Below are 25,225 nucleotides of genomic sequence, written 5' to 3' on the forward strand. Positions count from 1 at the left end.
CCCCGGAAGAGTCAAGGGGTCAGGTAACAACTACAACTAATTTCCTACTTCTCTTAATTATCAAACAAACAGCTTGCTATATTATTCCTAATATATCAGCAATCATCTGCTGAGAATCTCCATCTATGTTAACTCACGACATCAGACATCCATCTCATCGACTCTATTTCTTCAACAGCTTCCTCAACAACAAATCCTCAAGATTGCGCCTCGAATCAACGATCGCCATAACATAGACCCTTTCATCCATTATCCGATAAATGATCCGCCAAGGCGGGGCAACTATTTCACGGTAAAGAGTTATCCCCTCCCGTTCTAATTCTGGAACCACCCGGCCTTTGAGGGGGAAGAAGCTACTCGACTCGGCTTTTTCTCTAATGCTTCGATACACCCTCTCCGCAGCATCAGGATTATCTTCTTTGATATAGGCAATAATCTCTAGCAGATCTTCCAGGGCATTGGCAGTCCAAACCAGGTGATACGCTTGACTCATTTTTCCAACAGCTCTTCCACAGAAGCAAAGACTTCCTCTTCGCTGTACACTTCGCCCTTGCGGATATCTTCTTCGGCGAAAGAGAGCATTTTCATCAACGTAATGGCACGCTTCATCTCTTCATAGCTTTTGGGATCTTGAATAACTGCCTTTGCTTCACCGTTTTGGGTAATGATCATTGGACGGCCGGTTTCGTTGATCTGCTTCAAGACATCAGCCGCCCGGCTCTTCAGATAGGTAATTGATTTGATATCACTCACTATATCCATAAGGGACTCCTTTCAGTCAGAATATGATACCTTATTCGGACTGACAGATCAATCCAGAAGGAAGCACAATGACCGATCTCAACCTCTTCTACTACACCGTGCCCCCCACCGGCGAAGCGTTCACCACCCTCCTCCAAGACAAAAACGTCAAGATCGTGCGCATTGTCAGCTCCAACAATATCGAGCCCACCGAATATCACCAGGAGGAGGACGAGTGGGTTGTGCTGCTGGAAGGGGAAGCAGAGATGGAGATCGACGGGAAACGGCGTACCTTGAAACGGGGTGACACCCTCTTCCTCCCGGCCCACACCCCCCACACGGTCCTGCGCACCGCTCGAGGGACCCTCTGGCTGGCGGTACATATTTATCCCGCTGAAAAAAGTTAAGGATAATTTTTATTATCTACTTGACTTTCAACTCTACAAAGGCTATACTTCCGTCAAAATAATTTACCCGAAAGGAGGATAGACAATGGTCTACAGCATCAATCGATACGACCGCCACTTCAACAAAAAGAGTTCTATCCTCCTGCTACGCTTCTAATTTTCTCCTCCACGATTCGATCCGATATTTAGCTTTCGGTGCCGATTTAGGCCCTTTTGGGTAAAATCGGTTCAATTTCCTCAGCGTTTACCATTGCAAAGGCTACATTATGAGTAAAGAGCATATCGTCATATTCGACACCACACTCCGCGACGGGGAGCAGAGCCCCGGCGCCTCGATGAACACCGAAGAGAAGATCCAGATCGCCAGTCAGCTCGAAAAGCTGGGGGTGGATGTGATCGAAGCGGGCTTTGCCGCGGCCAGCCCCGGAGACTTCGACGCCATCGCCCGCATTGCCCAGCGGGTCAAAAATTCCACCGTCTGCTCCCTGGCACGGGCTTTGGAAAAAGACATCAAAGCCGCCGGAGACGCCATCGCCGCCGCGCCCAAGAAGCGGATCCACACCTTCATCGCCACCAGCCCCATCCATATGGAGTACAAACTCCGGATGAAACCCGACGAAGTGATCAAGCGCGCCGTAGAGGCGGTGCAGTATGCCCGTACCTTCGTCGACGACGTGGAGTTCAGCCTCGAAGACGCGGGGCGCAGCGAAATGGGCTTTATGAAAGAGATCATCGACGCCACCATCAGCGCGGGTGCCGGCACCATCAATATCCCTGATACCGTGGGGATCCTCTTGCCCCAGGAGGTCGCCGAGCGGATCGCCGAGCTCAAAGCCTTCATCGGTAACCGGGCCATCATCTCGGTGCACAACCACAACGACCTCGGTCTCGCCGTGGCCAACTCCCTCGCTGCCATCCAAAGCGGCGCCCGACAGGTGGAGTGCACCATCAACGGCCTGGGAGAGCGGGCGGGCAACGCGGCTTTGGAGGAGATCGTCATGGCACTCAAGGTCCGCAGCGATGTCTTCGATAATGTCGAAACCGGCATCAATACCCGGGAAATCTACCCCACCAGCCGCCTGATCGCCTCCATCACCGGCATCGAGCCCCAGCCCAACAAAGCCATCGTGGGTAAAAACGCCTTCGCCCACGAGAGCGGCATTCACCAGGACGGCGTGCTCAAAAACAAGCAGACCTATGAAATCTTCGCCCCCGAAGAGATCGGCCTCGATGTCAACGATACCCTGGTGCTGGGCAAGCACTCCGGCCGCGCCGCCTTCAAGGACAAGCTGGAGAAACTCGGCTTCACCCTCGACGAAGAGGAGCTCAACGAAGCCTTCGCCCGCTTCAAAGAGCTGGCCGACAAGAAGAAGGATATCTACGACGACGACCTGCGTGCCCTGGTCACCAGCCAGATGACCAACATCGAAAAGACCTGGGAACTGGTGGCCCTGCAGTTGATGGATTCCACCGGCGGTGTCCCCAGCGCAGCGGTGACCATCCGAAAGAACGACGGCAGCGAAGTGACCGACGCCGGCATCGGCGACGGGACCATCGACGCGGTCTTCAAGACCATCGACCGGATCACCGGCTACCACGGCCTGCTCAAGGATTACAAGGTCAAATCGGTCTCCCAGGGCAAAGACGCCCTCGCCAGCGTCACCGTCCAGGTCGCCTTCAACGACAATGAACCCGCCGTCATCGGCCACGGGCTCAGCATCGATACGATGTTCGCCAGCGCCAAAGCCTATCTCGGAGCGCTCAACAGCTACATCAGTATGGAAGGGATGCTCAAAAAGCGCCCCCAGGGGAGCGGGTGTAATGTCTGAGTCAGTCCCACGTCGCAAGCACGGGCCTACGGCCCTAAGTCGCAAGAATTAAACCGTGCTAAGTGTTATGTGCTACGTGCTACGACAAATAGGTCATTCGGTTATTCATTACTCGGTTACTAATTACTCATTAATCTCGTTTCTCATTTCTAATTTCTATCTTCTCATTAAAAACAAAGTTTCACTTCGCTAAAATATTGCTCCAAAATTCTTGCTCGTTTTTGGACGGCCCCTGGGGGTCGGGAGAACGGGCTATCAAACCATAAGAAGGACTTCAATGAACTGTTACGAAACACTGTTCGTCGTCAAGCCCACCCTCACAGCCGAGGAGATCGAAGGGCAGATTGCGCGGGTCAAAGAGATTATCGCCGAGAACGGCGGTGAGCTCAAAGCTACCGATGAGATGGGAATGCGCCGTCTGGCTTACCCCATCGAGAAGCAGGAGCGCGGTTACTACACTGTCGTTTACTACACCGCTCCCTCCGAGATGGTCATCGAGCTGGAGCGCCAACTGCGGTACAACGAAGAGATCCTGCGCTTCATGACCGTGAAGTACACCAACAAAAAAGAGTTGGCCGTCTTCGAAAAAATGGTCGAAGCCGCCAATAAAAAACCTGCACCCGAGAAGAGCGAAGCTCCCGTAGCCGAGGAAGCCCCTGCCGTAGAGGCTCCCGCTGAAGAGAAGCCCGCCGAGACCGAAGCACCCGCCCAAGAGGCCGCTGCCGAAAGCACCGAGGCGTAAGCGCCCGTAACCCAAGGAGCTTCCTATGTATAACCGCGTGATATTGGTGGGAAACCTCACCCGTGACGTCGAAATCCGGTACACCCCCAGTGGGAGTGCCATCGGCAAGGTGGGCATCGCCACCAACCGCCGCTTCAAAGCCGCCAACGGCGAGCAGCGGGACGAGACGATGTTCATCGACCTGACCTTTTTCGGACGCACCGCCGAGATCGCCAACCAGTATCTGCGCAAGGGAAGCAAGGTTCTCGTGGAAGGACGCCTGGTCCTGGAGCAGTGGACTGCCCAGGACGGCACCAAACGGAGCCGCCACTCGGTCACCGTGGACAACCTGCAGATGCTGGATCGCCCCGGTGAGAACAGCGGAACCGGCTACGGCGGAAGCGAAGGCGGCTACGGTGCGCCCAAAGCCAACAGCGGCTACGGACAGCCCCAGCCCAACCGAAGTGCTCCCGCCTCGGCTCCCCAGCAGCCGCCCGCCCAGCCCAGCGTCCCCGAGATCGACATTGACGAAGACGAAATACCCTTTTAGGAGAATATGAAATGGCCGAAAGAAGAAGATTCAAAAAACGCTACTGCCGCTACTGCGAGCAGAAAGTCGATTTTATCGATTACAAAGATTTGCAACTGCTGAAGTTCAGCCTCTCTGAGCGCTACAAAATCATGCCCCGTCGCCTGACCGGCAACTGCAAAAAACATCAGGAGATGGTCACCGCTGCCATCAAGCGCGCCCGCCAAACCGCCCTGATCCCCTACATCGTCGACCGCAAGCGCGTCGTCGAAAACCCCTTCGAGCTGATCAAGTAAGCAGCTCACCCTCCGGGCCGTTTGACCCGATCCTTTTTAACTACTCTGCACAACAAACCTCAACTTTCCCTATTTCTCACTTTAACTTTTAGAATCACATCAAAGACCGCAAGGCAAGGCGCAACAAACAAGACGCCAGTGAATCGCCCTTTCTTCTTTCTTTGGGTTCGTTTCTCTTCTTCTTTGTGGCGCTAACAAAGAAGAAAGAAAGGAACAAGGATCTGATCAATGAGCAACCGAGCAACTGATAAAGCGGAGAAGCGGAGAACTGGCATAGGAAAAAATTATCATATTCAATACTAAACGCTCAACGCTTAGCACTCCATTTAGAGCGAAAACTCCTCTCCCAGATAGTGTTTCCGTACCTCGGGATTCTTCGCGATCTCTTCGCTGCTTCCCTCCGCCATCATTTCCCCCTGACGCATCACATAAGCCCGTTCGCAGATCCCCAGGGTTTCTCGGACATTGTGGTCGGTGATGAGAATCCCGATATCCAAATCCCTGAGCTGGCGGATGATCGCCTGGATATCCAAGACGGCGATCGGGTCCACCCCGGCGAAGGGCTCATCCAGGAGCAGAAACTTCGGCCGCCCCACCAGAGCCCGGGCGATCTCTACCCGGCGCCGCTCTCCCCCGCTGAGCCGAAAGCCCAGACGGTCCCGGATCGGCTCCACGTTGAAAAGCTCCAGGAGATCGTCGATCCGCCGACCGGCCTCCTCTCGGCTCATTTCGGTCGCCTCGGCGGCGATCCAAAGGTTCTCTTCCACGCTGAGATCTTTGAAAATACTCGACTCCTGGGGGAGATAGCCGATCCCCATCCGGGCCCGCACACTGAGGGGATAGGGGGTCAGATCGGTGCCGTCGAGGATCACCCGCCCCTCCGTCGCCTCGGTCAAGCCGCAAATCATATAAAAAGAGGTGGTCTTCCCTGCCCCGTTGGGCCCCAGGAGCCCCACGATCTCCCCGCTCTTGACCTCCAGGGAGATATCGTGAACGATGGTCTTTTTTTTGATGACCTTGGCCAGGCCCTGGGCTTGAAGTCTATGCATTGAGGGGCTCGATTCGATAGATTCGGCGATCACCCTCGGGAGTGATCGTCACTTGCCAGAGATTATATCCCGCGGCGGCTAAGAAGGCTTTGAGCCGATCGTCCATCCACTCCACCAGATGCCAGCCCGGTTTTTCGAACTCTTCCATCATCCCCAACTGGGCCAGCTCCTCGAAGCCGACCCGGTAGAGATCGTAATGGTAGAGCCCGCCGCCGTAGGCGTGCTGCAAAGAAAAAGTGGGAGAGGTGACCGCCGATTCGTTGCCGAGGCTCCGGGCGATGGCCTGCACCAGCGTCGTCTTCCCCGCCGCCAGATCACCCCGCAGGGAGATCACGGCATTGTCGGGGATCAGGCGCTTCATCGCTTCGACGACATTGGGCAGCTCTTCCAGATTTGCAGTGATTTCTTTGGAAGCATTGAGCGTTGAGCGTTGAGCGTTGAGAATATCTTGGTCGTTGGTCGTTGGTCGTTGGTCGTTGGGAGAAGACGTTTGTGATTGGAGCGTTGGGGATTTTTCCTCTTCGGTTGCTCGGTTGCTCGGTTGCTCGGTTACTCGGTTATCCAGTTCCTCACTCCTCACTCCTCACTCCTCACTCGAATTTACAATTCATTGGAAATTCGGATCGTTTTCTCCAAATGTTCCGCCGCTTTGCCGCTGTCGATGGTTTCGGAGAGGATCTCGATCGCCTCCTGGATGTCTCGGACCCTTCCATCGGCGGAGAGGGCATAGGCGCCGTTGAGGAGGACGATCTCTCGTTTGGGGCCCTGCTCCTCTCCCGAAAGGATGCGGCGAAGAATCGTCGCATTCTCTTCGGCCTCTCCACCCAGGATCGCCTCTTTGGGGGCGCGGCGGAAGCCGTGGGCCTCCGGCTCGATCACCCCTTCGCTCACCTTCTCCGCCTCGACATAGGCGAAACGGGTCGGGGCGGAGATGGAGATCTCGTCCATCCCGTCCTCGCTGCTGAGCACATAGGCCCGCTCCACATCCAGGTCCAGCAGTGCTTTGGCGATGGGGCACACATAGTCGGGGCTGAAAACCCCCAGCAGGTATTTGCGGGCTCCGGCGGGGTTGGTCAGGGGGCCGAGGATGTTAAAAATAGTGCGGTGGTCCAGGGAACGGCGGATGGGCATAATATGCTTCATCGCCGGATGGTGATGGATGGCGAAGATGAAGGTAAAGCCGGTCTCCTCCAGCATCATCACCTGCTGTTCGGGGCTCAGGTCCAGGCGCATTCCCAGGGCGTCGAGTACATCGGCCGAACCCGATTTGCTGGTGATGGAGCGGTTCCCGTGCTTGGCGACATAGGAGCCCGAAGCGGCCAGCAGCAACGCCACGGTGGTCGAGATATTGAAGCTGCCGCTCTTGTCCCCGCCGGTACCCACCACGTCGATGAGCTTTTGCCGCAGATCCTCGGGAACCGGCAGCTTGACGGAATGCGCGCGCATCACCTCCGCCGCCGCCGCGATCTCTTCAGGGCTCTCCCCTTTTTCGTAAAGCGCGACCAGAAAATCCCGCGCCTCCTCCTCGCTCATCTCGTTGGCAAAGAGCCTCTCAAACTCTTTTTTAACCGAACTATTCATCTTTCCATCCTCCATTCTATAAAGTCGCACGTCGCAAGCACGGGGCTTCGCCCCTCAAGTCGCAAGAAAAATCGTATGTGCTAAGTGCTGCGATTTTCCCAGCAAATCTATTCTCAATTTTTCATTTTCCATTCTCAATTCGTGAACTCTACTAGAGTTCACGAACGTATTCCTCTTTTTTCGACTTGGGGATCGTCTTGGTCGTCGGGATCGCCAGCACTTCATACTCTCTGGGCCCCTTGAGATACTCGATGATGACCCGGTCCCCGACCTTGACCTCTTTGGAGGGTTTGGCTTTGACCCCGTTGATGAAGACCACTCCGCTCTTGACCATATCCTGAGCGATGGTGCGGCGCTTGACCACATTCACGCTGCTAAGCCACTTATCGATCCTCAAATCTTCTTTCCTTCCAAATCTATTAGTCGCAAGTCTCAAGCACGGGGTTTTACCCCTCAAGTCTCAAGAATATTTTAGTGTAAAGTATTTCTAGTTACTAGTCTCTCGATCTTCAAAGTTTGAATTCCGCCTCGGCTTTTTTCGCCTCGATCAGCCCTTTGACGGTCAGGGATCCCTCGCTGAGATAGCCCTCCGCTTCCAGATTCTTACGGATTCTCTTGCCTTCTTTGGGGGTGAACATCCCCGTATTGGCCAGGGCCAGGACCAGATCGTTGAGGCTCTGCCCCTTCTCCTGGGTCATTACTCCCAGTAAAAAGACCCGCTCATTGATCCCCAATCCGCCATCTTCCATCTTCCATCCTCAATCTTCCATCCTGATCGAAACTACGGTTTCGATCAGTGCAGTTCCTCGTTGAGCTTCACTTCCCGGGTGCTGCGGCGCGCGACCATCTCTCCGCTCAGGGAGTCGATGCGGTAGTGGATGCCGTTGAGCCCCTGGAGCTCGGCGCCTTTGAAGACGGTTTTGTCCTCCAGATCCGCCTCGGGGTTGGCTGCTTTGATCTTTTCGAGCTGATCCTCGTCGATACGGATCTTGGTCCCGGCCAAAACGGCGATGCCAGCATCGACGATGCAGCCGTCGCCCAGGGGCACGCCGGTCACGGAGTTGGCTCCCAGGAGGGTATTTTCGCCGATGCTGATGGGATTGCCGTCGGTTCCGGATAGGACCCCCAGGATGCTCGCGCCGCCTCCGACGTCGGAGCCGCTTCCCACGACGGCGGAAGAGGAGATACGGCCCTCCACCATCACGGGCCCCAGGGTTCCGGCGTTGAAGTTGATGTAGCTTGCGCCGGGCATCACGGTGGTGCCGGGGGCCAGCTGGGCGCCCATGCGGACCTTCGAAGTGTCGAGGATCCGGGTATTGTCGGCGGGGATGATGTGCTGGAGGTAGCGGGGGAATTTGTCCACGCTGTCGATATTGGGGAAGGTGCCGTTGAGCTTCATCTCGATCTCGTTCTCCCGCAGGTACTCCAGCTCATAGGGCTTGTTGCCCACCCAGGCGACATTGCTGAGTACGCCGAAGGCTCCGTTGAGATTGACCCCTCTCAGCGGTGCTTTGCCAAGAGAGAGGGCATAGAGTTTCAGATAGACCGCCTCCACGCTCCGGGGTGCCGCATCCTCGAAGAGGAAGGTGATGCGGAAGTTGCGACCGATATCCTCCATCGCCGCCAGGGTCTTGATGACCTGGACATTCTTGTGGGCTTCACCCACCGCTTCGGCCAGGTAAGGGGTGAAGGCGTTCATGGCGTTTTTGACGAACTCGTCTCCGATCGTGGCGACAAATTCGCTGCCGCTGAAATCCACCTCGACGCGGGACTCCTGCAGGGCTTTGATGAAGATCGCGGCGGAACCGTAATTCTCCTTCCAGTTGACGATGGCGTAGTTGGCCTGCAGCACCTTGTCGGCGTTTTTCTGCCCACGGTCCACCCGGGCGATGCCGAAAGCGACGGGTTCGCGGTACCCCTCGCTCGCTTTGATCTCCTCAACCAATGTTTTGAACGCTTCGGTGCTTGTTACCGTTTCGATTGCCATAAATACTCCTAAAAAGAATTGTTTTGATAAAAAATGCCTAATTATATCTTACTTGAGATTCTTCTTGAATTCGGTTTGAGGATGAGTGGAATCATCACCATTACGATCCGGAGAGTCTCCGAGTGCTATAATAAAAGCCCTTTGAAGGTAGAATACGCCCCATGAAACATCTCCGGGGCCACAGCAAGCGCTATTTTTCACTCGCCACGATTGCCATGCACTCCACGCTGCACAGACTCTGCAGCCTCGATGAGCGCTACCGCCGCCAGGACCGCCCCCACCTCTACCACGAATATAAAACATCGCCGCCGTATCCTTCGTGTTAAGTGTTAAGTGCTAAGTGCTACGAAAAAGTAGTATTTAGTGCTGACACTCTTTGCACATATTTCCAAACGTAACACATAACACATAGCACATAACACAATTCAAAAGGACTACTATGACCAAATATCGTTTTTCTCTTGCTGCCCTGTTGGCATTGAGCACCCTGAATCTCCAGACTCTTTCGGCAGACAATCTCGACTCCGGGGAAGACCTGGGGGTCATCACCGTCACCCCCGATCGGGTCAGCGAACCCCTCAAAGACAGCACTGCCAATGTCACCGTTATCACGGCCAAAGAGATCAGGGAACGGGGTTATCAGACCGTGTCTGATGCCGTCAGCCGGATCAGCGGTTTTGCCGCCAGCGCCAACGGCGGCCCGGGACAGACCACAGGACTCTATCTTCGGGGATTTAATAGCGGAAATATTCTCATCCTCCTCGACGGTATCCCGCTCAAAGATCCGACCGACCCCTCCTTCTCCGCCGGCCTAGCGCACCTTAGACTCGACGATGTCGCCCGGATCGAAGTCGTCAAGGGAGCTCAGAGCGGAGTTTGGGGCGCGGATGCCGTCGCCGGGATAATCAACATCGTCACCAAAAAAGCGGCGCCGGGGGCCCATGTCTCCCTCCGGGGACAGTACGGTAGCTACGATAGCAAATCCGCAGGGATCAGCCTCTCCGCAGCCGGTGAAGCTGGGAGCTTCGTTCTCAGTGGTGACCACTTCAAAACCGACGGTTTTTCCGCTCTCGCTCCCCGCGGCGCGGAAGATGATGGCTACACCAACAATACCCTCCATTTCAAAGGAAAGATCAATGTGGGGGAGAATGCCGATTTCGGCCTTTTTTATCACGATATCCAGGGAGATTTCGATTACGACTCCGGCAATCCTGATGATTCTATAAGTCAGGGGACCTTTGAAGATAAACTCATTGGCCTCGATTATCATTACGACGACGGGACCCGCAGCCTCCACGGAAGCTTCAGCACTAACAGGATCGATCGCCATATGCTCGATGCTTCCTGGGGTGCCAGCGACTATCACGGAGACGCCACGCGCGCCACACTCAACGGTGCCTGGAAAATCGACGCCCACCAGCGACTCAGCGGCGGTATCGATTACAACCGTTACAGCGGCAGTACCACCTTCCAACCCGAATCGAGCTACGACAATCGGGGATACTATGCCGGCTACCGCTATATTTTCGACGATCTGCTGGGAGCCCGCACCCTCGTGAACGCGACCGTGCGCTACGATGATTTCAGCACTTTCAAAAACAAAACGACCTACCGCTTCGGGATCAAGCGGGAGTGCCTGGCTCTTCCGGGGCTTTTCACCGCCGCCAATCTCTACAGCGCCTACAAAGCCCCCAGCCTCTATCAATACAGTACCAATCCCGACCTCAAACCCGAATCAACCCAAGGCTACGAAATCAGCGCAGGCTATGAAGAGCTCTTGAAGGTGACCTATTTCCGAAACAAGGTCAAAGACCGGATCGATTACGACTTTAATACCTGGAGCTATTTCAACTCAGCCCGGGATTACACCCTCGACGGTATCGAAGTGGAGAGCCGCTACCGCATCGATTCCATCGATACGGAAATCAGCGCCAACTGGACCCATATGTTCTCCCTGACCGACGATAAAGGCAATACCGTTCTAAGAGTTCCGCGCAATGAAGCCAATCTCTTCGTAGATTATTTCTTCTCCCCCGAAATCCACCTGGGAGCCAACCTCCAGTATGTGGGAAAACGCACCGACTACGGCAATGTACCCCTGAGCAGCTACACCCTGCTCAATCTCAGCTACAACCAACAGGTCACAAAGAATCTGAGTCTCTCCATTCAGGCTCACAACGTTCTTGACCGGCATTACGAAAGCGTCAAAGGCTACAGCACCGAAGGGCGCAGCATCTATGGTAAAGTGGAGTATAAATTCTAAAGGAACCTGCCCGTGTCCGACACGCCAAGCAACGCTTTCCGCCGGGAGGGCTGGGAGCTTCGCCCCCGATCCTATATCCGCTACAAACTTTTCAACTCCCTTTTCCTGGGGCTGAGTGTGGGCACCATCTTTGTCATCTACAAGCCTCTCGATCCCTCCATCTACTCCCTGGGGGGCATCGCCCTGGCCCTGGCGATGCTCGCCATCGCCCAGCTCTACGGCCGGATTATGACCCTCCCCTGGTTTTTCCGCATCTCCCTGCTGGTGGAGCTGGTGGTTTTGGTGATGGTGCTTATCTTTCTGGCCAAGCCCTACACCTGGACCACGGCCCTGCTGGTCTATGCGGGCTATCAGGTCACCTTCTCCTTCGGCAGCTACCTGGTGCGGGCCGAGACCCTGGCCCTGGAGGACGATGAACTCTTGCGCCGGGTCGATACCGCCAAACAGATCGGATACCTCATCGGAATGGCCGCCTCCTGGCTTACCTACAAAGTCCTGGAACATTACGGCATCAGCACCCCCGAAGCGAAAGTTTATCAGCTCCATTGGCTCCTGCTGGCGACGGAACTTGTGATAATATATTTCCTAATTAGAAGTTTTAGGAGAGTAACTAGTAACAAGTAACTAAAAATTCGGTTACTCATTACTCGGTTACTCGGTTGCTAGTTACTCGTTACTCGATCCGGAGGTTCGGTATGGGCATTGTCATCAAAACCGGAGACATCACCAAAGAGGAAGCCTGTGCCATCGTCAACGCCGCCAACAGCTCCTGTATGGGCGGGGGCGGGGTGGATGGGGCGATCCATCGGGCCGGAGGGCCTCAGATGCTGGAAGAGTGCAAACGTATCCGCCGCGAAGCGTTGCCCGATGGCTTGCCGACGGGGCAGGCGGTGGCCACCACCGCCGGGAAGATGCCCGCGCGATACGTCATCCACACCGTTGGCCCCATCTGGGGGCGCTGCGGAAGCGAAGAGGAGTGCGACCGGCTGCTGAGCGACGCTTACCTCAACTCCCTGGAACTTGCCCACAAACTCGACTGCCGGAGTATCGCCTTCCCCGCCATCTCCACCGGGATCTACGGCTTCCCCAAAGAGCGGGCGGCACGGATCGCCTGGCAAACGGTCAATGAGTGGCTCAAGACCCATCCGGAGATGGAAGTGCGGTTTGTCTTTCATTCCGACAGAGATCGGGAGATTTTTGATAGAGCAGTCAGGGAGGAAAAACCTTAATTCCTACCTCCTAATTCCTCACTCCTCACTCTCTAAAGTTACTTTGACTTCCTGATAACAAGCCCCGTCGCCCTCTTCACTGAGAATAGGTGGAGTAAGGCGGTTGACGCCCCGGGTACCGGCGGGGATCAGCACGCAGTCGGGACGCAGGCGCTCGTCGATATGAGCCGTTAGCGTCACGCTGCCGTGTTCGGAACGCACGGTGATCTGCGCCCCCTCCTCGATCCCTGTCGTCGGCGGTACGTGAACCGACTCGGGCCGGTGGAACTGGGTGTTGAGGGATTTGTTCTGCTTGGGAGTCAGGAGCCAAAATTCGGTGATCTCTTCATCCCTGGGCTTGAGTTTGCGCGCTTTGCGGAAGCGGCGGGTATCTTCGAACTCGTCGTCGAAATCATCCATAAAGGCAAACGCGTCACCCCCCTCCTCGCCGAAGCCCTCGGCATAGGGAAGCTCCTCGTAGTCGGGCAGGAGCAGCCAATCCCCTTCGCGGCGGCACTGGGCGATCCACTCCTGCAGATACTCCTCTTCTCTCCGCAGGCCTTCTAAACCGAGACGGCGGAAAAGCTCAGCCGTGAAGTCATATTCGCTGATCCCGATCCCACTCTCGACCGCCTGGTTCATCACCGTCACATAGGGGTGGCCGTAGCTCAGGCGCAGATCCCTTTTTTCCAGGAAATTCTTGGCGGGGATCACGATCCGAGCCAGTTCGCTGGTTTCGTTCTCGTAGAGGCCGAAGTAGATCAGGTTTTTGACCGCCTTAAGGCTTTCGACGACTTTTTCACTGGCGGGCATACTGGCGGCGGGGTTGCCCCCCTGCACCAGCACCGTTTCGAACTTCTCGAAGGGAGTGGTCACCATAGGGACCGTCGGGGTCTTCACAGCGAAGGGGTCTTTGAAGCCCTGGCGGGATTCCCCCAAAAAGCTCACGCCGCACCCTTCTCGGCCGAATAGCCCCAGCGTCGCCGCTAGGGAGTCGATGGCCCAGAGGGCGTAGTGGCCGATGGAGTATTTCTGCACCCCGCCGCCGACGAGAAAGACCACCCGATCCTGCTGCAGAAAGGTCAGCAGATCCCCCATATCGTCCAGACTCAGCCCCATATACTCCAGCAGAGCCTTGATCCGGAAAGAGCGGGTGAAATCGTAGAATTCGTCAAAATCGGGGCCCCATTCCTCCAACCAGGCGTCGTTCTGGGTATCCTCCATCGTGATGAATCGGGCCAGCAGCAGCGCCAGATAGACATCGGTGCGGGGTTTGAGCTGGATATGCAGATCGGCCCTCTGGGCCAGCTTGGTACGCACGGGATCGATGACGACGAGCTTCTTCCCCTCGATGAAGGGCATCAGGTGGACATTGGTCACCGGGAGATTGCGCCCCCAGACCACCACCACTTCCGCCTTGGCGATCTGCTCGGGAGGGAGTTGGCGGTTGATCCCCCGCCCTTCGCGGATCCCCGCCTGGCCAGGCCCGTCACAAAGCGAGCCGTGGGTGAGCGTGCCGCCCAGGCGCTCGATGAGTAGATTGGTCACCGACTGCATCACCCCCAGATTCCCCGACCCGCGCCAAAGCAGCGGATTTTTGGCTTTGAGGGCTTCGGCCACGGCATCGAGTGCCTCCTCCATACTCACTTCCCGCCCGTCGATGCGGGGCTTTTCGATCCTCGGTGCTTCGTGGATGGAGCGGTTGAGCAGAGTGCACAGGGCTCCGTTGTACATCGGGTGGCCGGGGGTGGCTACCAGTTTGTCGGGGCGGGAAGAGTCGCAGGTGATCGCGCAGGCGTCCCAGCAATCCAGAGGGCAGGCGGTTTGAATCATTTGAGCTCCACTTTCACAAGCGATGAGAAGGGATAACGGCCGGCGGGCACTTCGATCTCGGCCCGGTAAGAGGAGAGATACTTCTCATCGGTCTCTTTCCATACCTTGTAGGGCCTCAGATCACTCGGCTTTCCGTTGATCCAGAGCCGGAGTTTGGGCAGCGCCTTGACCTCATCCTCCGCCAAATAGATCACCAGGCGGGCGCGGCTCAGATCATCCACGATCGCTAGGGGGGTGCCGATCCCGGCATACTCCCCGGGGCGGACCAGCAGGCGGTAGAGATAACGGTTTTTGAACCGGATATTCTTCTTGGCGATCCTATCCTGGAGCGTGGCGACCTTCTGCTCCATCTCCAGGATGCTTCGGCGCAGGTTGATCACCTGCTGCCGGGTACTCAACCACTGGTTCTGCGCCGCCACCATCGCCTGGTAAGCCTGATCTTTCTGGGTCTGGCTGGCGGTGGAGAGTTTGTTCAGGCGCTGGAAATAGCCCTGCTGCCTTTGGAAACTTCCCTTCAGGCCGGGCAGCATCTTTTGGGTAAGCTCAAGATTTTGCCGCAACAGCTTCAGCGTCTCGCGGGAATGCTCCAGATCGAGCCGGTCCAGCCGATCGTCGATATGAATGATTCTAGCATCCTCGATGAGCTTCCCCTCCAGAGCACGATTCGCCTCCAGTACCTCCCCCGGAGCCGCCGCCTTGATCGTCGCCCGATCCCAGGGCTCCACCCGAGCATAGTGCTCGGCGGCGGAAAGAAACGAACCAAGGAAAAAGAGCGAAAGAATTATAAATGTTTTATGGAGTTTCACAGCGTGGTAAACCTTCATGAATTAGGAATTAGGAGTTAGGAATTCTTTTTTAGTCGTGGAGATGTAATAATTGAACACACTACCATCAATTTCCAATTTCTAATTTCTAACTACTAATTTCTAATTTGAAAAAGAAGGCAGGCGATAAGCCGGGTTCTGTCGTTGGGTGACTATTTATCTAGGCCCGCCGTCACCGACGGGCTCGAGCGAAGCACACAAGATGTGAGGCTTGTACCAGGTGCTTCTTGCTGCGGACCGGGTTTACCTGGCTGCCCCCGTTACCGGGGGCACCGGTGGGCTCTTACCCCACCCTTTCACCCTTACCTGTGCGGGAAAACCCGCCATCGGCGGTCTACTCTCTGTTGCACTTGCCCTCGAATCGCTTCGGCCAGCCGTTAGCTGGAGTCCTGCCTCACTGCAGCCCGGACTTTCCTCTTGCGGCACCAACCGCAAGCAGCCACCTGCCTGCCTTCGCGCCGAGTATAACAGATTTTATTCCCGGATGCAAACCCCCGAAAAGGGCGCCACAGCAAGGTACCAAAGGCTATTGTGATCGAGCGGAAAGCCCCCCGATGCGTTGCAAGATTTGCCGCACTTTTTCTTTGGGATCGGGGTCTTGATAGACAGGCCGCCCGATGACGGGAAAGTCCACGTGCTCTTTGGCCGCCAACTCCAGGGTCGCCACCCGCTGCTGATCCCCCGCCTCCTCTCCAAAGGGGCGGATCCCGGGGCACAGAGTCAGAAATTTCTGCGAAGTCACCTCCTTGACTGCCCGGCTCTCAAAAGCGGAGCAGACCACCCCGTCCAATCCCGCCTCATAGCTCATTCGGGCGAACTCCCGAGCTTTCTCGTCGATTCCCTTCCCATAGATACGGCGAAACTCCTCTTCGCTGAAAGAGGTCAACGCCGTCACCGCCAGGACCAGGGGACGATCCTCTCCATAGGGTTCCAGCCGCTCCATGACCGTCCGCAGGGCCCGCTCCCCGGCGCTGGCGTGGACATTGAACATCTCCACCCCCAACTCGGCGATCTCCGCCGCCGCGTCAGCCATTGTGTTGGGGATGTCGTAGAGCTTCAGATCGAGAAAGATCCTGAAACGGGGGTTGATGCTCCGCAGGGTATCGAGAAAGTCCCGGCCGTCGCGGATGTAAGTGCGAAAGCCAACCTTCATCCAAAGATCATCGAACTCCCCCAGGGCTTCGGCGAGACGGAGATTCTCCGCGGAGCTGGGCAGGTCCAGGGCTATAGCAAGTTGCATCGGCTATCCTTCCTGTGAATCGTTTCGAAATTCTACCGCATCCCAAAGGGGGATCACCTCGATCGATGTTCCTTCCGGAAGTTCCCGGACCTCCTCCCCGAATATCGCTAGGACATCGCTCTCCGCCAGGGGAGTGAGCATCCCCGATCCGTAGCGGTTGCCCCGGGTAGGAAAGAAACGCCCCTCTCTCATTCGCCCCAGGACCATTTCGCTCCGCCCGCCCCGCAGCTTGAGCACTTCGCCCATCGCGGCGCTGAAACGGCGGTGCCGGACCGATCGGGCCCCCTGCATCCGAAAGAGCACCGGAATCGCAAGGACCAAAATATTGAGCATCGTAGCCAGAGGATTGCCCGGCATCGCCATCACGAAGCTCCGCCCCATCCGACCCATCATCGTGGGACGCCCCGGTTTGACATTGACCCCGTGAAAGAGAGGCTCAAGCCCATTAGCGAGGAAGGCTTCGTAGAGAAAATCGGCTTCTCCCGTACTGATCCCTCCGCTGGTGAAGATCACATCGTAACGCTTGAGCTCCCCCAGCATTGCGACGGTGCTTTCCCGATCGTCGGGGATGCGGCCGTGGTATTCCGCCGCGAAGCCATAGCGCTGCAGCAGGGCAATGATCCCAAAAGCGTTGGCATTGTAAATCTCGTCCTCCTCCGCTTCCTCCCACGGTTCGCGGATCTCATCTCCGCTAGACAATACAGCGATCCTCAGCGGCGCCGTCACCTCGGCCGCCATCAACCCCTGGCTGCTCAGCAACGCGATATGGGAGGGTTCCAACACCGTTCCCGCCTCCAAGAGCGTCGTCCCCACGTCGAGCTCTTCGCCTCGTTTGCGCAGGTTGCTCCCCCGCTTGATCCCCTCAGGAATCGTCACCGCTTCATCCGTCACATCAGAGCACTTCTCGATCGGAACGATCGTATCGGCATCGGCCGGTACCTGTGCCCCCGTCATAATCCGGTAGCACTCTCCCTCCTCTAAAATCGCTTCGGGTCGATCTCCGGCAAAAATCGTCGCGGCGATCCGCAGTCGCTTCCCGCCATCCCCATAACGAAAAGCGAAGCCGTCCATAGCCGAATTGTCAAATGAAGGAAGGTTTTTGCGAACCTTCACCTCTTGCGCGAGAATACGCCCCAAAGCCCGATCAAGCGTCACAATCTCCCGTTCCCTTTTGAGCGGCGCATTCTCCAACGCCAAACCCAGCGCCTCTTTTAATGACAAGGTATCCAGCTTCACCATAAAGATCACTCCTCTCTGCAATTGTTCAATGGAGCTATTATGTCTAAATCATTGTTAGAGATCGAAATGAAAAAGGCAGTATTATCTAAAAGGCCAACTGTGTGACTGTGGGTTAAAAATAAAAAAAAAGATGGAAAATAGTAATGAGAAATAAAAAAGGGGGAATGGTAGCAGGGGGGGAACTTGAATCCCCGACCTCCGGCTTATGAGACCAGCGCTCTAACCAGCTGAGCTACCCTGCCATCAAAAATACAGGCCGGAATATTACCCTAGAAAACTTTAAAAGTCAATACCAAGCCAAAGAGAGAGAAATAAGTATTAAAAATAAGGTAACTTTAGTCAATAACACTAATGATTCTTAAATATTTTCCTGGAATTGACTTGACATACATCAAAAAACTCACTAAAATACCGTCAAACTAAACCAAAAAGGAGCGAGCATGAACTTCAAACCCCTGGCTAATCGTGTACTGATCGAGCGTGAGGAGGAAGTCACAACCACCGCTTCCGGCATCATCATCCCCGACAACGCCAAAGAAAAGCCCCTTCAAGGGAAAGTCCTGGCAGTCGGACCCGATGCGGAAGAAGAGGGAATCAAAGTAGGCGACACGGTCGTCTTCGGCAAATACGCCGGGACCGAGATCGTTCTGGACAATAATGAGTATCTCATCCTCAACAGCGACGAGATCCTCGGTATCCTGGGCTAAGCCCCGAATATTAGAGAGTAAGAAGAGTAGAAGAATAGAAATCAGTCAACGCATCAAAGGAGCATAAAAATGGCAAAAGAAATCGTCTTTTCAGATATCGCACGTAACGGACTCTACAGCGGAGTCAAAAAACTGGCCGACGCGGTCAAGGTCACGATGGGACCCCGCGGACGTAATGTCCTGATCCAGAAGAGCTTCGGCGCTCCCAGCATTACCAAGGACGGCGTCTCTGTCGCCCGGGAGATCGAGCTGGCCGATTCTCTGGAAAATATGGGAGCTCAGCTGGTCAAAGAGGTCGCCAGCAATACCGCGGACGAAGCCGGTGACGGTACCACCACCGCCACCGTTCTGGCGGAAAGCATCTTCCGCGAAGGTCTGCGCAATATCACCGCAGGGGCCAACCCCATCGAAGTGAAGCGAGGTATGGACAAAGCCAGCGCCGCCATCATCGAAGAGCTCAAGAAGATGAGTAAAGAGGTCAGCGACAAAGAGCAGATCGCTCAGGTTGCCACCATCTCCGCCAATAGCGATGCCAAAATCGGTAACCTCATCGCCGAGGCGATGGAAAAAGTTGGTAAAGACGGCGTCATCACCGTCGAAGAGGCCAAAGGAATCAACGACGAACTCGAAGTCGTCGAGGGTATGCAGTTTGATCGTGGTTATCTCTCGCCCTACTTCGTCACCAACAGTGAGAAGATGACCGTCGAGATGGACAACCCGCTGATTCTCATCACCGACTTCAAGATCAGCAGCCTCAAAGACCTGATCCCTCTGCTCGAGCAGACCCAGCAGAGCGGACGCCCGCTGCTGATCATCGCTGACGATGTCGAAGGTGAAGCTTTGGCGACTCTGGTCCTCAACCGCCTCAAGGGCATCCTCAACATCGCCGCCGTCAAAGCCCCCGGCTTCGGCGACCGCAAGAAGGAGATGCTCAAGGATATCGCTATCCTCACTGGCGGTACCGTCATCACCGAAGAGCTCGGTCTGACCCTGGAGAAGACCACCATCGATCAGCTCGGTCAAGCCGCCCGTGTCGTCATCGACAAAGATGATACCACCATCGTCGACGGTAAAGGCAGCAAAGAGGCGGTCGAAGCCCGCATCCGCGAGATCAAGGCTCAGATCGAGAACACCACTAGCGACTACGACCGCGAGAAGCTCCAGGAGCGCCTGGCTAAGCTCAGCGGTGGTGTCGCTGTCATCAAGGTCGGTGCCGCTACCGAGACCGAGATGAAAGAGAAAAAAGACCGCGTCGACGACGCCCTCTCCGCGACCAAAGCGGCTGTGGATGAGGGAATCGTTATCGGCGGAGGTGCCGCATTGGTCAAAGCCGCCAAAGCGGTCGAAATCAGCCTCGAAGGTGACGAGCAGGTCGGTGCGGAGATCATCCTGCGCGCCGTCAAAGCTCCCATCAAGCAGATCGCAGACAACGCCGGCTTCGACGCCGGAGTCGTCGCTGACAAAGTCAGCACCAGCGAAGACGCCAACCTCGGTTTCAACGCTGCCACCGGCGAATATGTCAATATGTTCGAAGCCGGTATCATCGATCCTCTGAAAGTCGAGCGGGTCGCACTGCAAAATGCCACCTCTGTCGCCAGCCTCCTGCTGACGACCGAAGCGACCGTCAGCGAAATCAAAGAGGACAAACCCGCTCCCGCCGCTCCCGATATGGGAATGGGCGGAATGGGCGGAATGGGGATGATGTAATCTCCCCCACCTCCTGAAGGAATTTTCCCAAAACGTCGATTCATTCCCTCCTTTTCTTTCCGGTCGTGAGACCGGAATCTTTCATATCTGAATAAAATACTTCATTCCTTTAACAAGAAGATCCCATCACACTGCTTTCCCTATCAATATTCAGGACAATATAACCTCTTCGCAATGCTTCAATTTCCATTTTGATTCCAGAGGTCTTCAACCTACCTTCCTTGTTCTGGCAATGATTAGATTTTATCAACTTTCTATTTTAAACTGGTAATATATTTAAGGGAAGGAGTAGTTATGGCTTTTTACGAAAAATTCAGATCAGACCAGTTGATCGGTGCCCACAGAGGTTGGAGGGAGATCCGTCCGGAGAATACACTTTGTGCTTTCGAAGCGGCGGCAGGGCATTGCGACTTCATCGAACTTGATGTGCAGCTGAGCCAGGATGGAGCCTGGGTCGTTTGCCACGATGAGACATTGGAGCGAACCACCGATGTGGAACAGTGTTTCCCGGGGGAACTGCGCCCAAGACGGGTCATCGACTACGCCGTGGAAGAGCTTCGCCGACTTGATGCAGGAAGTTGGTTTCTCGACCGGGACCCCTTCGGTACGCTGAAATCGGGAAGGGTGTGGAGAGAAACGATTCAGGCCCTGATGCCTATCCGACTGCCTACCCTGGAGGAAGTTCTCGATTTTTCCGCAGCGAGCGGGATCTCTCTGAATATCGAGATCAAAGATATGCAGACGCTTCCGGCAAAAAAGGTCGTTCGAAGATTCAGGGAGGTCTTGGAAGAGTATCCCAAGGCGCTGCCGCCCATCCTGGTCTCCTCCCTCAACCACTATTACCTGGCCGAGCTCAGTCGAGGGATCCCTTCACTCCCTCTGGCTGCTCTGGTGAATGCATCCCATCCTCCACGACTCAAAGACTACCTGAAGCGGCTCTGGGTCGAAGCCTATCACGTCGATACGACACTGATCAAAACTACCCCGATCGAGTCTTTGGAACGTCTCGGCATCTACTGCGGCGTCTATACCGTTAACAACCCCATCCATCAGGAGTACCTCTTCCGCCAAGGCTATCGATCGATCTTTTCGGATTGTCTCATCGAAAGAGATACCCCCTGTTGAAACAGGGCAGTAACGAGAAGGTAACGATCTTTCGCCACAATTCTGCATCCAAATACAGAAAAAGGATGCATTATGCAACTCAAACTATCAGAAAAAATCTTTATCTATTCAATGATCGTGATTGGTGTGGCCATCTATCAACTGCTCCGCCTGATTCCTCAACCGGGATTTATGCTCAAAGAGTTGGAAGAGGTACCGGAAAGAGAAGAGAGCCGAAAAGAGCGACTCTGTTACAGTTGCTGAGGGCTCAGGAGTTGTTGGCCCAGTCGAAGTAGGTACGGGCTTTGAGGATCTGGGGGTAGCTGTAGCGGTGTTCGCCCTCTTTATTGCGAAGAATGATCCCCTCTTCGTCGGCAGACTCCAGGATACCCCGGAGTTTTTCGCCTCCGGCGATCTTGAGTTTGACCCGTTCACCGACGGCACTTTGGAAATGCCGGGGCTTTTTGAGGGTCCGCTCGATGCCGGGGGAGCTCACTTCCAGGAAGTATTTGCCGCCAACCGGCGGATGGACATCGAGAAGGGGGGAGAGGTCGTTGGAAATATCGGCGCAGGTGTCCAGATCAACACCCCCGTCCTTGGTGATATAGACCCGATAAATAGTCTGATCGTTCTCGTTGACGGTTTCGGTATCGTAAAACTCCGCTCCGTGGGAGCGCACGATCTTGGCGATCTGATCCTCAAGATTCATTGCCAAGCTCCTTTTCGATCTTTTTGAACAGTTGATCCATCTTGCTGATACGCTCCAGCTGATCGTCGAACTCAAAGGTGAAGTTGGGAGCCTTGTACCATCCTTCCGCCTCTTTGACGTAGGTTTTGAGATAGCCGGCGACCTTGCGCAGACGCTTCAGGGCCTCCTCCTGCTCCTCGGGCTCGATCCCGGTAGGGTCCAGGAAGACCCGGGCGTCGTAGCGCCCGCGGGAGCAGAGGACTTCCGTGACATTGAGCGCATTGATCCGCTCGTCGTCGAGCGTCGAGAGGGCTTCGGGGATCAACTCCTTCAGAACCGACTCGGTGCGCTTCCGTTTGATCTCGGCCTGGGTCATAGGGTCGCCTGCTCCTCCACCTCTTTGAAGGTTTCGATGACGTCACCGACTTTGATATCGTTGAAGTTCTCCAGCATAATTCCGCACTCGAAGCCGGCACGGACCTCTTTGGCATCTTCGGTGAAGCGCTTGAGGGAGCTGATCTTGCTGGTGTAGACGACCACACCGTTGCGGATCAGGCGGGCACCGGCGTTGCGCTCGATGACCCCTTCGGTAACCATACATCCGGCGATGGTGCCCACTTTGGCGACGGTGAAGGTTTCACGAACCTCCGCCTGGCCGGTCACCTCTTCGGTGATGACAGGGCTCATCAGACCGCTAAGCAGCGCTTTGACATCGTCGATCAGGTCGTAGATGATGGAGTAGGTCTTGATCTCCACACCCAGGTCCTGGGCCTTCTTCTTGACCGCGCCGGTGGGGCGGACGTTGAAGCCCAGGATGATGGCGTTTTCGCTGGCATCGGCCAGGAGCACGTCGCTCTCGGTAATTCCGCCGACACCGCCGTGGATCACTTCCACCTGGACCTCTTCGTTCTTGAGCTCCGCCAGAGCCGACTTGATCGCCTCGAGCGAACCCTGGACATCGGCTTTGACCACCAGAGGAAGCTTCTTGATCTTGCCTTCGGCGATCAGGGCACCCAGCTCGTCGATGGAGACTTTGGTACTCTTGGAGAGCTCTTTGGCGCGGGCATACTCTTTGCGCTTCTCGGCGAGTTCACGCGCCTCTTTCTCGTTCTCCATCGCGACCATCACTTCACCGGCGCTGGGGACTTCGTGCAATCCCACGACCCCGGCCGGAGTACTGGGCCCGATCTCTTTGGCGCGGCTGCCGTCGTCGAGGATCAGGGTCCTCACCCGGCCGAAGGTGGTCCCGACGATGACGTTGTCTCCGACATGGAGGGTTCCGTTCTTGATAATGACGTTGGCGACGGGGCCGAAGCCCTTCTCGACCGAACTCTCGATGACGATCGCTTTAGCCCGGCGGGTGGGATCGGCGGTGAGCTCCATCATCTCCGCCTGCAGGAGGATCGTCTCGAGCAGATCGTCGATCCCCTCTCCTGTCACAGCCGAAACACCGACGGTCTCGTAATCCCCACCCCATTCGACCGGCAGGATACCCGCCTCGGCCAGCTGGGATTTGACATTATCGATGTTGGCCGTGGGCTTGTCGATCTTGGTAATCGCGATGATGATGGGGACTCCCGCAGCCTGGGCGTGGGAGATCGACTCTTTGGTCTGGGGCATCACCCCGTCGTCGGCCGCGACGACGATGACGGCGATATCGGTTGCTTGGGCACCCCTCGCCCGCATTTCGGTAAAGGCGGCGTGGCCCGGTGTGTCGATAAAGGTGATCTTCTTGCCATCCTTCTCTACCTGGTAAGCCCCCACGTGCTGGGTGATTCCTCCAGCCTCTTTCTCCGCCACTTTCGTCGAGCGGATGTAGTCGAGCAGTGAAGTTTTACCGTGGTCGACGTGTCCCATGACCGTAATAACCGGGGGACGGGGCTCTTCGACTGTGTTGGGCTCGGCATCGTAAGCGGCGACATAATCGAGTGCGTCGAGGGGATTGATGGTTTCGACCTGGACATCGAACTCTTCGGCCAGGATCTCGATGGAATCCTTGTCCAGGAAATCGTTTTTGGTTACCATCGTACCCAGAGAGAAGAGGACTTTGACCACTTCTCCCACACTGCGGCCAACCTTTTCGGCAAACTCATAGACACGGACATCTTCGGGAATTCTTACCACGCTGACCTTTTCTGTACTCTCTTGTTGTTTGTAATATCTGCGTTTCTTACCGCCGCGACGGCCTCCACGGCCTCCGGGACGGTTGGGGAAGTTGCGCTGGGGCATCCCTCCGATCCCCTGAGCGGCCCGGCGCTTGGCTTCGGCCCGGCGCCGCTCTTCCTGGCGCTGCTGCTCTTCGAAGATCGTCTTGTCGGAGAAATCCAGGAGAACAACTTCCTGCTCTTCGAAGAGTTCGACGGAACCTCCCAGATCCCGCTCGCCCAGGATCTCCAGTTTCTCGCCGGTCGATTTGGCTTCGGCGGGAACCTTTTTCTTCTTCTTTCTCGAAGAGGCACTGGGAGAGACATCGGTCAGGGAAATCTTCTTCTCCCGACTCGGGGCCGGTTTGGCCTTTTTGACGATAGTGATTCCCCGTTTGCGAAGAGGAGCACGGCGCGGCTGGGGCGTCTCCTGCTCCTCTTCGCTCTTTTTGGCGACAGCCGTGATCCCTTTGCGGACGGTCGCGGGCTTTTTGGGAGCGGGAGCTTCGGGGGCAGGCTCTTCTTTGGCGGCAGCCTCCTTGGCTTCTTTGGCCTCTTCGCTCTTGGCAGGCTCACTCTTTTCGGGAGTCACTTCGCTTTCGGTACTTTCGACACGCTCGGCAGCCTCGGGACTCTTCGCTTCCTGAGGAGCCTTCGCCTCGGCTTTTTCTTCTTTGGGGGCTTCCGCCTTCTCCCCCGGTTTCGGCAGCCCGGCAGGCCAACGGCCCGTCATCGCATAGTCCATCAGCATCGCTGCCTGGTCCAGTGTGACGGAACTTCCCGCCACTTTTACATTGAACCCGAGCTCTTTGGCTTTGTTCAGCAGTTCGCTGTTGGACATTCCGGCTTCGGCCGCAATCTCCTGGATCTTGACTTTATCACCCATCAGTAGTGCACTCCTTTAGTAGCTTGACAAGAACGTCTTCTTGGATGCGAAAACGTTTTGACAGTTGTTTGATCCTCTTCGAGTCCTGACTGCAGGAGCGGCAGATGTAACTGCTCCGACCGAAACCGCGATAGGGCATGACCTGACCGCTTTCAAACTGTATTCGGATTAATGTATGTTGGGGTTCTCTGTTTCTGCAGGCAATACACATTCGAATAGGATATTTTTTCACGGGCATTATA

General features: G+C 55.8%; 29 protein-coding genes, 1 tRNA gene and 1 other RNA gene. 13 read left to right on the forward strand and 18 right to left on the reverse strand.

Annotated features, from left to right (window positions below; all coding sequences use genetic code 11):
- Nucleotides 1–163 precede the first annotated feature (163 nt).
- Together NITSA_RS09430 and NITSA_RS09435 are read right to left on the reverse strand one after the other, a co-directional pair.
- The gene (locus tag NITSA_RS09430; RefSeq protein WP_013554800.1) at nucleotides 164–493 is read right to left on the reverse strand and encodes a type II toxin-antitoxin system RelE/ParE family toxin; all 330 of its coding nucleotides are present in this window, start codon (nucleotides 491–493) and stop codon (nucleotides 164–166) included.
- Nucleotides 490–762: a type II toxin-antitoxin system Phd/YefM family antitoxin gene (locus NITSA_RS09435; protein ID WP_013554801.1), complete on the reverse strand. Its 273-nt coding sequence runs from the start codon at nucleotides 760–762 to the stop codon at nucleotides 490–492. The genes NITSA_RS09430 and NITSA_RS09435 overlap by 4 nt, the downstream gene beginning before the upstream one ends.
- A gap of 68 nt (nucleotides 763–830) precedes the next feature.
- Between NITSA_RS09435 and NITSA_RS09440 the strand changes: the two genes are divergently transcribed.
- The 5 genes from NITSA_RS09440 to rpsR all read left to right on the forward strand — a co-directional run bounded on the left by NITSA_RS09440 (nucleotide 831) and on the right by rpsR (nucleotide 4,523).
- Nucleotides 831–1,148, forward strand: a complete 318-nt coding sequence (locus NITSA_RS09440; protein ID WP_013554802.1) for a cupin domain-containing protein — start codon at nucleotides 831–833, stop codon at nucleotides 1,146–1,148.
- A 266-nt stretch (nucleotides 1,149–1,414) separates the two neighbouring features.
- The gene (locus NITSA_RS09445; RefSeq protein WP_013554803.1) at nucleotides 1,415–2,977 is read left to right on the forward strand and encodes a 2-isopropylmalate synthase; all 1,563 of its coding nucleotides are present in this window, start codon (nucleotides 1,415–1,417) and stop codon (nucleotides 2,975–2,977) included.
- A gap of 277 nt (nucleotides 2,978–3,254) precedes the next feature.
- Complete coding sequence (gene rpsF / locus NITSA_RS09450; RefSeq protein ID WP_013554804.1) at nucleotides 3,255–3,719, forward strand: 30S ribosomal protein S6; 465 nt, start codon at nucleotides 3,255–3,257, stop codon at nucleotides 3,717–3,719.
- A gap of 25 nt (nucleotides 3,720–3,744) precedes the next feature.
- On the forward strand, nucleotides 3,745–4,248 hold the full coding sequence (locus NITSA_RS09455) for a single-stranded DNA-binding protein (RefSeq protein ID WP_013554805.1): 504 nt from the start codon (nucleotides 3,745–3,747) through the stop codon (nucleotides 4,246–4,248).
- 11 nt (nucleotides 4,249–4,259) lie between these two features.
- The gene (rpsR, locus tag NITSA_RS09460) at nucleotides 4,260–4,523 is read left to right on the forward strand and encodes a 30S ribosomal protein S18 (protein ID WP_013554806.1); all 264 of its coding nucleotides are present in this window, start codon (nucleotides 4,260–4,262) and stop codon (nucleotides 4,521–4,523) included.
- Between the two features lie 326 nt (nucleotides 4,524–4,849).
- On the opposite strand, the gene lptB is transcribed toward rpsR, so the two are convergent.
- The 6 genes from lptB to NITSA_RS09490 all read right to left on the reverse strand — a co-directional run bounded on the left by lptB (nucleotide 4,850) and on the right by NITSA_RS09490 (nucleotide 9,140).
- Nucleotides 4,850–5,572, reverse strand: coding sequence for an LPS export ABC transporter ATP-binding protein (lptB, locus tag NITSA_RS09465; protein ID WP_013554807.1), 723 nt, complete (start codon nucleotides 5,570–5,572; stop codon nucleotides 4,850–4,852).
- The gene (tsaE, locus tag NITSA_RS11650; RefSeq protein WP_013554808.1) at nucleotides 5,565–6,152 is read right to left on the reverse strand and encodes a tRNA (adenosine(37)-N6)-threonylcarbamoyltransferase complex ATPase subunit type 1 TsaE; all 588 of its coding nucleotides are present in this window, start codon (nucleotides 6,150–6,152) and stop codon (nucleotides 5,565–5,567) included. Before tsaE ends, lptB begins: the two co-directional genes overlap by 8 nt.
- Nucleotides 6,153–6,172: 20 nt before the next feature.
- Entirely contained in the window at nucleotides 6,173–7,153 is a 981-nt protein-coding gene (trpD, locus tag NITSA_RS09475) for an anthranilate phosphoribosyltransferase (protein ID WP_013554809.1), read from the reverse strand.
- Between the two features lie 151 nt (nucleotides 7,154–7,304).
- On the reverse strand, nucleotides 7,305–7,550 hold the full coding sequence (locus NITSA_RS09480; RefSeq protein WP_013554810.1) for an RNA-binding S4 domain-containing protein: 246 nt from the start codon (nucleotides 7,548–7,550) through the stop codon (nucleotides 7,305–7,307).
- A 112-nt stretch (nucleotides 7,551–7,662) separates the two neighbouring features.
- Nucleotides 7,663–7,902, reverse strand: a complete 240-nt coding sequence (locus tag NITSA_RS09485; protein ID WP_013554811.1) for a hypothetical protein — start codon at nucleotides 7,900–7,902, stop codon at nucleotides 7,663–7,665.
- Nucleotides 7,903–7,946: 44 nt separating this feature from the next.
- Entirely contained in the window at nucleotides 7,947–9,140 is a 1,194-nt protein-coding gene (locus NITSA_RS09490; protein WP_013554812.1) for a tetrahydrodipicolinate N-succinyltransferase N-terminal domain-containing protein, read from the reverse strand.
- Nucleotides 9,141–9,301: 161 nt separating this feature from the next.
- Here NITSA_RS09490 and NITSA_RS11460 point away from each other — a divergent pair, with 161 nt between their 5' ends.
- The 4 genes from NITSA_RS11460 to NITSA_RS09505 all read left to right on the forward strand — a co-directional run bounded on the left by NITSA_RS11460 (nucleotide 9,302) and on the right by NITSA_RS09505 (nucleotide 12,632).
- Complete coding sequence (locus tag NITSA_RS11460; RefSeq protein ID WP_169308542.1) at nucleotides 9,302–9,466, forward strand: hypothetical protein; 165 nt, start codon at nucleotides 9,302–9,304, stop codon at nucleotides 9,464–9,466.
- Between the two features lie 113 nt (nucleotides 9,467–9,579).
- Nucleotides 9,580–11,403, forward strand: a complete 1,824-nt coding sequence (locus tag NITSA_RS09495; protein WP_013554813.1) for a TonB-dependent receptor plug domain-containing protein — start codon at nucleotides 9,580–9,582, stop codon at nucleotides 11,401–11,403.
- 12 nt (nucleotides 11,404–11,415) lie between these two features.
- Nucleotides 11,416–12,027 carry a hypothetical protein gene (locus NITSA_RS09500; protein ID WP_013554814.1) on the forward strand — a complete coding sequence of 204 codons (612 nt, stop codon included), beginning with the start codon at nucleotides 11,416–11,418 and terminating at the stop codon, nucleotides 12,025–12,027.
- Nucleotides 12,028–12,098: 71 nt separating this feature from the next.
- Complete coding sequence (locus tag NITSA_RS09505; RefSeq protein WP_013554815.1) at nucleotides 12,099–12,632, forward strand: O-acetyl-ADP-ribose deacetylase; 534 nt, start codon at nucleotides 12,099–12,101, stop codon at nucleotides 12,630–12,632.
- Between the two features lie 18 nt (nucleotides 12,633–12,650).
- Here the strand turns inward: NITSA_RS09505 and NITSA_RS09510 are convergent, their stop codons facing one another.
- The 6 genes from NITSA_RS09510 to NITSA_RS09530 all read right to left on the reverse strand — a co-directional run bounded on the left by NITSA_RS09510 (nucleotide 12,651) and on the right by NITSA_RS09530 (nucleotide 17,989).
- On the reverse strand, nucleotides 12,651–14,444 hold the full coding sequence (locus NITSA_RS09510; protein WP_013554816.1) for a molybdopterin-containing oxidoreductase family protein: 1,794 nt from the start codon (nucleotides 14,442–14,444) through the stop codon (nucleotides 12,651–12,653).
- The gene (locus tag NITSA_RS09515) at nucleotides 14,441–15,169 is read right to left on the reverse strand and encodes an RND family efflux transporter (RefSeq protein WP_148224976.1); all 729 of its coding nucleotides are present in this window, start codon (nucleotides 15,167–15,169) and stop codon (nucleotides 14,441–14,443) included. Before NITSA_RS09515 ends, NITSA_RS09510 begins: the two co-directional genes overlap by 4 nt.
- A 210-nt stretch (nucleotides 15,170–15,379) precedes the next feature.
- Nucleotides 15,380–15,723: RNase P RNA component class A (gene rnpB / locus NITSA_RS11005), an RNA gene on the reverse strand.
- 71 nt (nucleotides 15,724–15,794) lie between these two features.
- A complete protein-coding gene (gene pyrF / locus NITSA_RS09520) occupies nucleotides 15,795–16,508 on the reverse strand; it encodes an orotidine-5'-phosphate decarboxylase (protein ID WP_013554818.1) in 714 nt (237 codons plus the stop codon).
- Between the two features lie 3 nt (nucleotides 16,509–16,511).
- Complete coding sequence (locus tag NITSA_RS09525) at nucleotides 16,512–17,747, reverse strand: molybdopterin molybdotransferase MoeA (RefSeq protein WP_013554819.1); 1,236 nt, start codon at nucleotides 17,745–17,747, stop codon at nucleotides 16,512–16,514.
- Nucleotides 17,748–17,912: 165 nt separating this feature from the next.
- A tRNA-Met gene (locus NITSA_RS09530) sits at nucleotides 17,913–17,989 on the reverse strand.
- A 198-nt stretch (nucleotides 17,990–18,187) separates the two neighbouring features.
- Here NITSA_RS09530 and groES point away from each other — a divergent pair.
- From groES to NITSA_RS11465, 4 genes are all read left to right on the forward strand, one after another.
- Nucleotides 18,188–18,454: a co-chaperone GroES gene (groES, locus tag NITSA_RS09535; protein WP_013554820.1), complete on the forward strand. Its 267-nt coding sequence runs from the start codon at nucleotides 18,188–18,190 to the stop codon at nucleotides 18,452–18,454.
- Between the two features lie 69 nt (nucleotides 18,455–18,523).
- Nucleotides 18,524–20,161 carry a chaperonin GroEL gene (gene groL / locus NITSA_RS09540; RefSeq protein WP_013554821.1) on the forward strand — a complete coding sequence of 546 codons (1,638 nt, stop codon included), beginning with the start codon at nucleotides 18,524–18,526 and terminating at the stop codon, nucleotides 20,159–20,161.
- 294 nt (nucleotides 20,162–20,455) lie between these two features.
- Nucleotides 20,456–21,286 carry a glycerophosphodiester phosphodiesterase gene (locus tag NITSA_RS09545; protein ID WP_013554822.1) on the forward strand — a complete coding sequence of 277 codons (831 nt, stop codon included), beginning with the start codon at nucleotides 20,456–20,458 and terminating at the stop codon, nucleotides 21,284–21,286.
- Nucleotides 21,287–21,358: 72 nt separating this feature from the next.
- A complete protein-coding gene (locus tag NITSA_RS11465; RefSeq protein WP_013554823.1) occupies nucleotides 21,359–21,529 on the forward strand; it encodes a hypothetical protein in 171 nt (56 codons plus the stop codon).
- A 4-nt stretch (nucleotides 21,530–21,533) separates the two neighbouring features.
- On the opposite strand, the gene rimP is transcribed toward NITSA_RS11465, so the two are convergent.
- Genes rimP through NITSA_RS11190 form a run of 4 tightly spaced genes read right to left on the reverse strand, consistent with a single transcriptional unit; the run spans nucleotide 21,534 to nucleotide 25,221 of the window.
- Nucleotides 21,534–21,974 (reverse strand): ribosome maturation factor RimP, encoded by a 441-nt coding sequence (rimP, locus tag NITSA_RS09550; protein ID WP_013554824.1) that lies wholly within the window; start codon nucleotides 21,972–21,974, stop codon nucleotides 21,534–21,536.
- Nucleotides 21,964–22,329 (reverse strand): 30S ribosome-binding factor RbfA, encoded by a 366-nt coding sequence (gene rbfA, locus NITSA_RS09555; protein ID WP_013554825.1) that lies wholly within the window; start codon nucleotides 22,327–22,329, stop codon nucleotides 21,964–21,966. The genes rimP and rbfA overlap by 11 nt, the downstream gene beginning before the upstream one ends.
- Nucleotides 22,326–24,983 (reverse strand): translation initiation factor IF-2, encoded by a 2,658-nt coding sequence (gene infB, locus NITSA_RS09560; protein WP_013554826.1) that lies wholly within the window; start codon nucleotides 24,981–24,983, stop codon nucleotides 22,326–22,328. The genes rbfA and infB overlap by 4 nt, the downstream gene beginning before the upstream one ends.
- A complete protein-coding gene (locus NITSA_RS11190; protein WP_013554827.1) occupies nucleotides 24,976–25,221 on the reverse strand; it encodes a DUF448 domain-containing protein in 246 nt (81 codons plus the stop codon). Before NITSA_RS11190 ends, infB begins: the two co-directional genes overlap by 8 nt.
- Nucleotides 25,222–25,225 lie beyond the last annotated feature (4 nt).

Origin of the sequence: Nitratifractor salsuginis DSM 16511 (genome assembly GCF_000186245.1) — a bacterium.
Taxonomy (GTDB): Bacteria; Campylobacterota; Campylobacteria; order Campylobacterales; family Sulfurovaceae; genus Nitratifractor; species Nitratifractor salsuginis.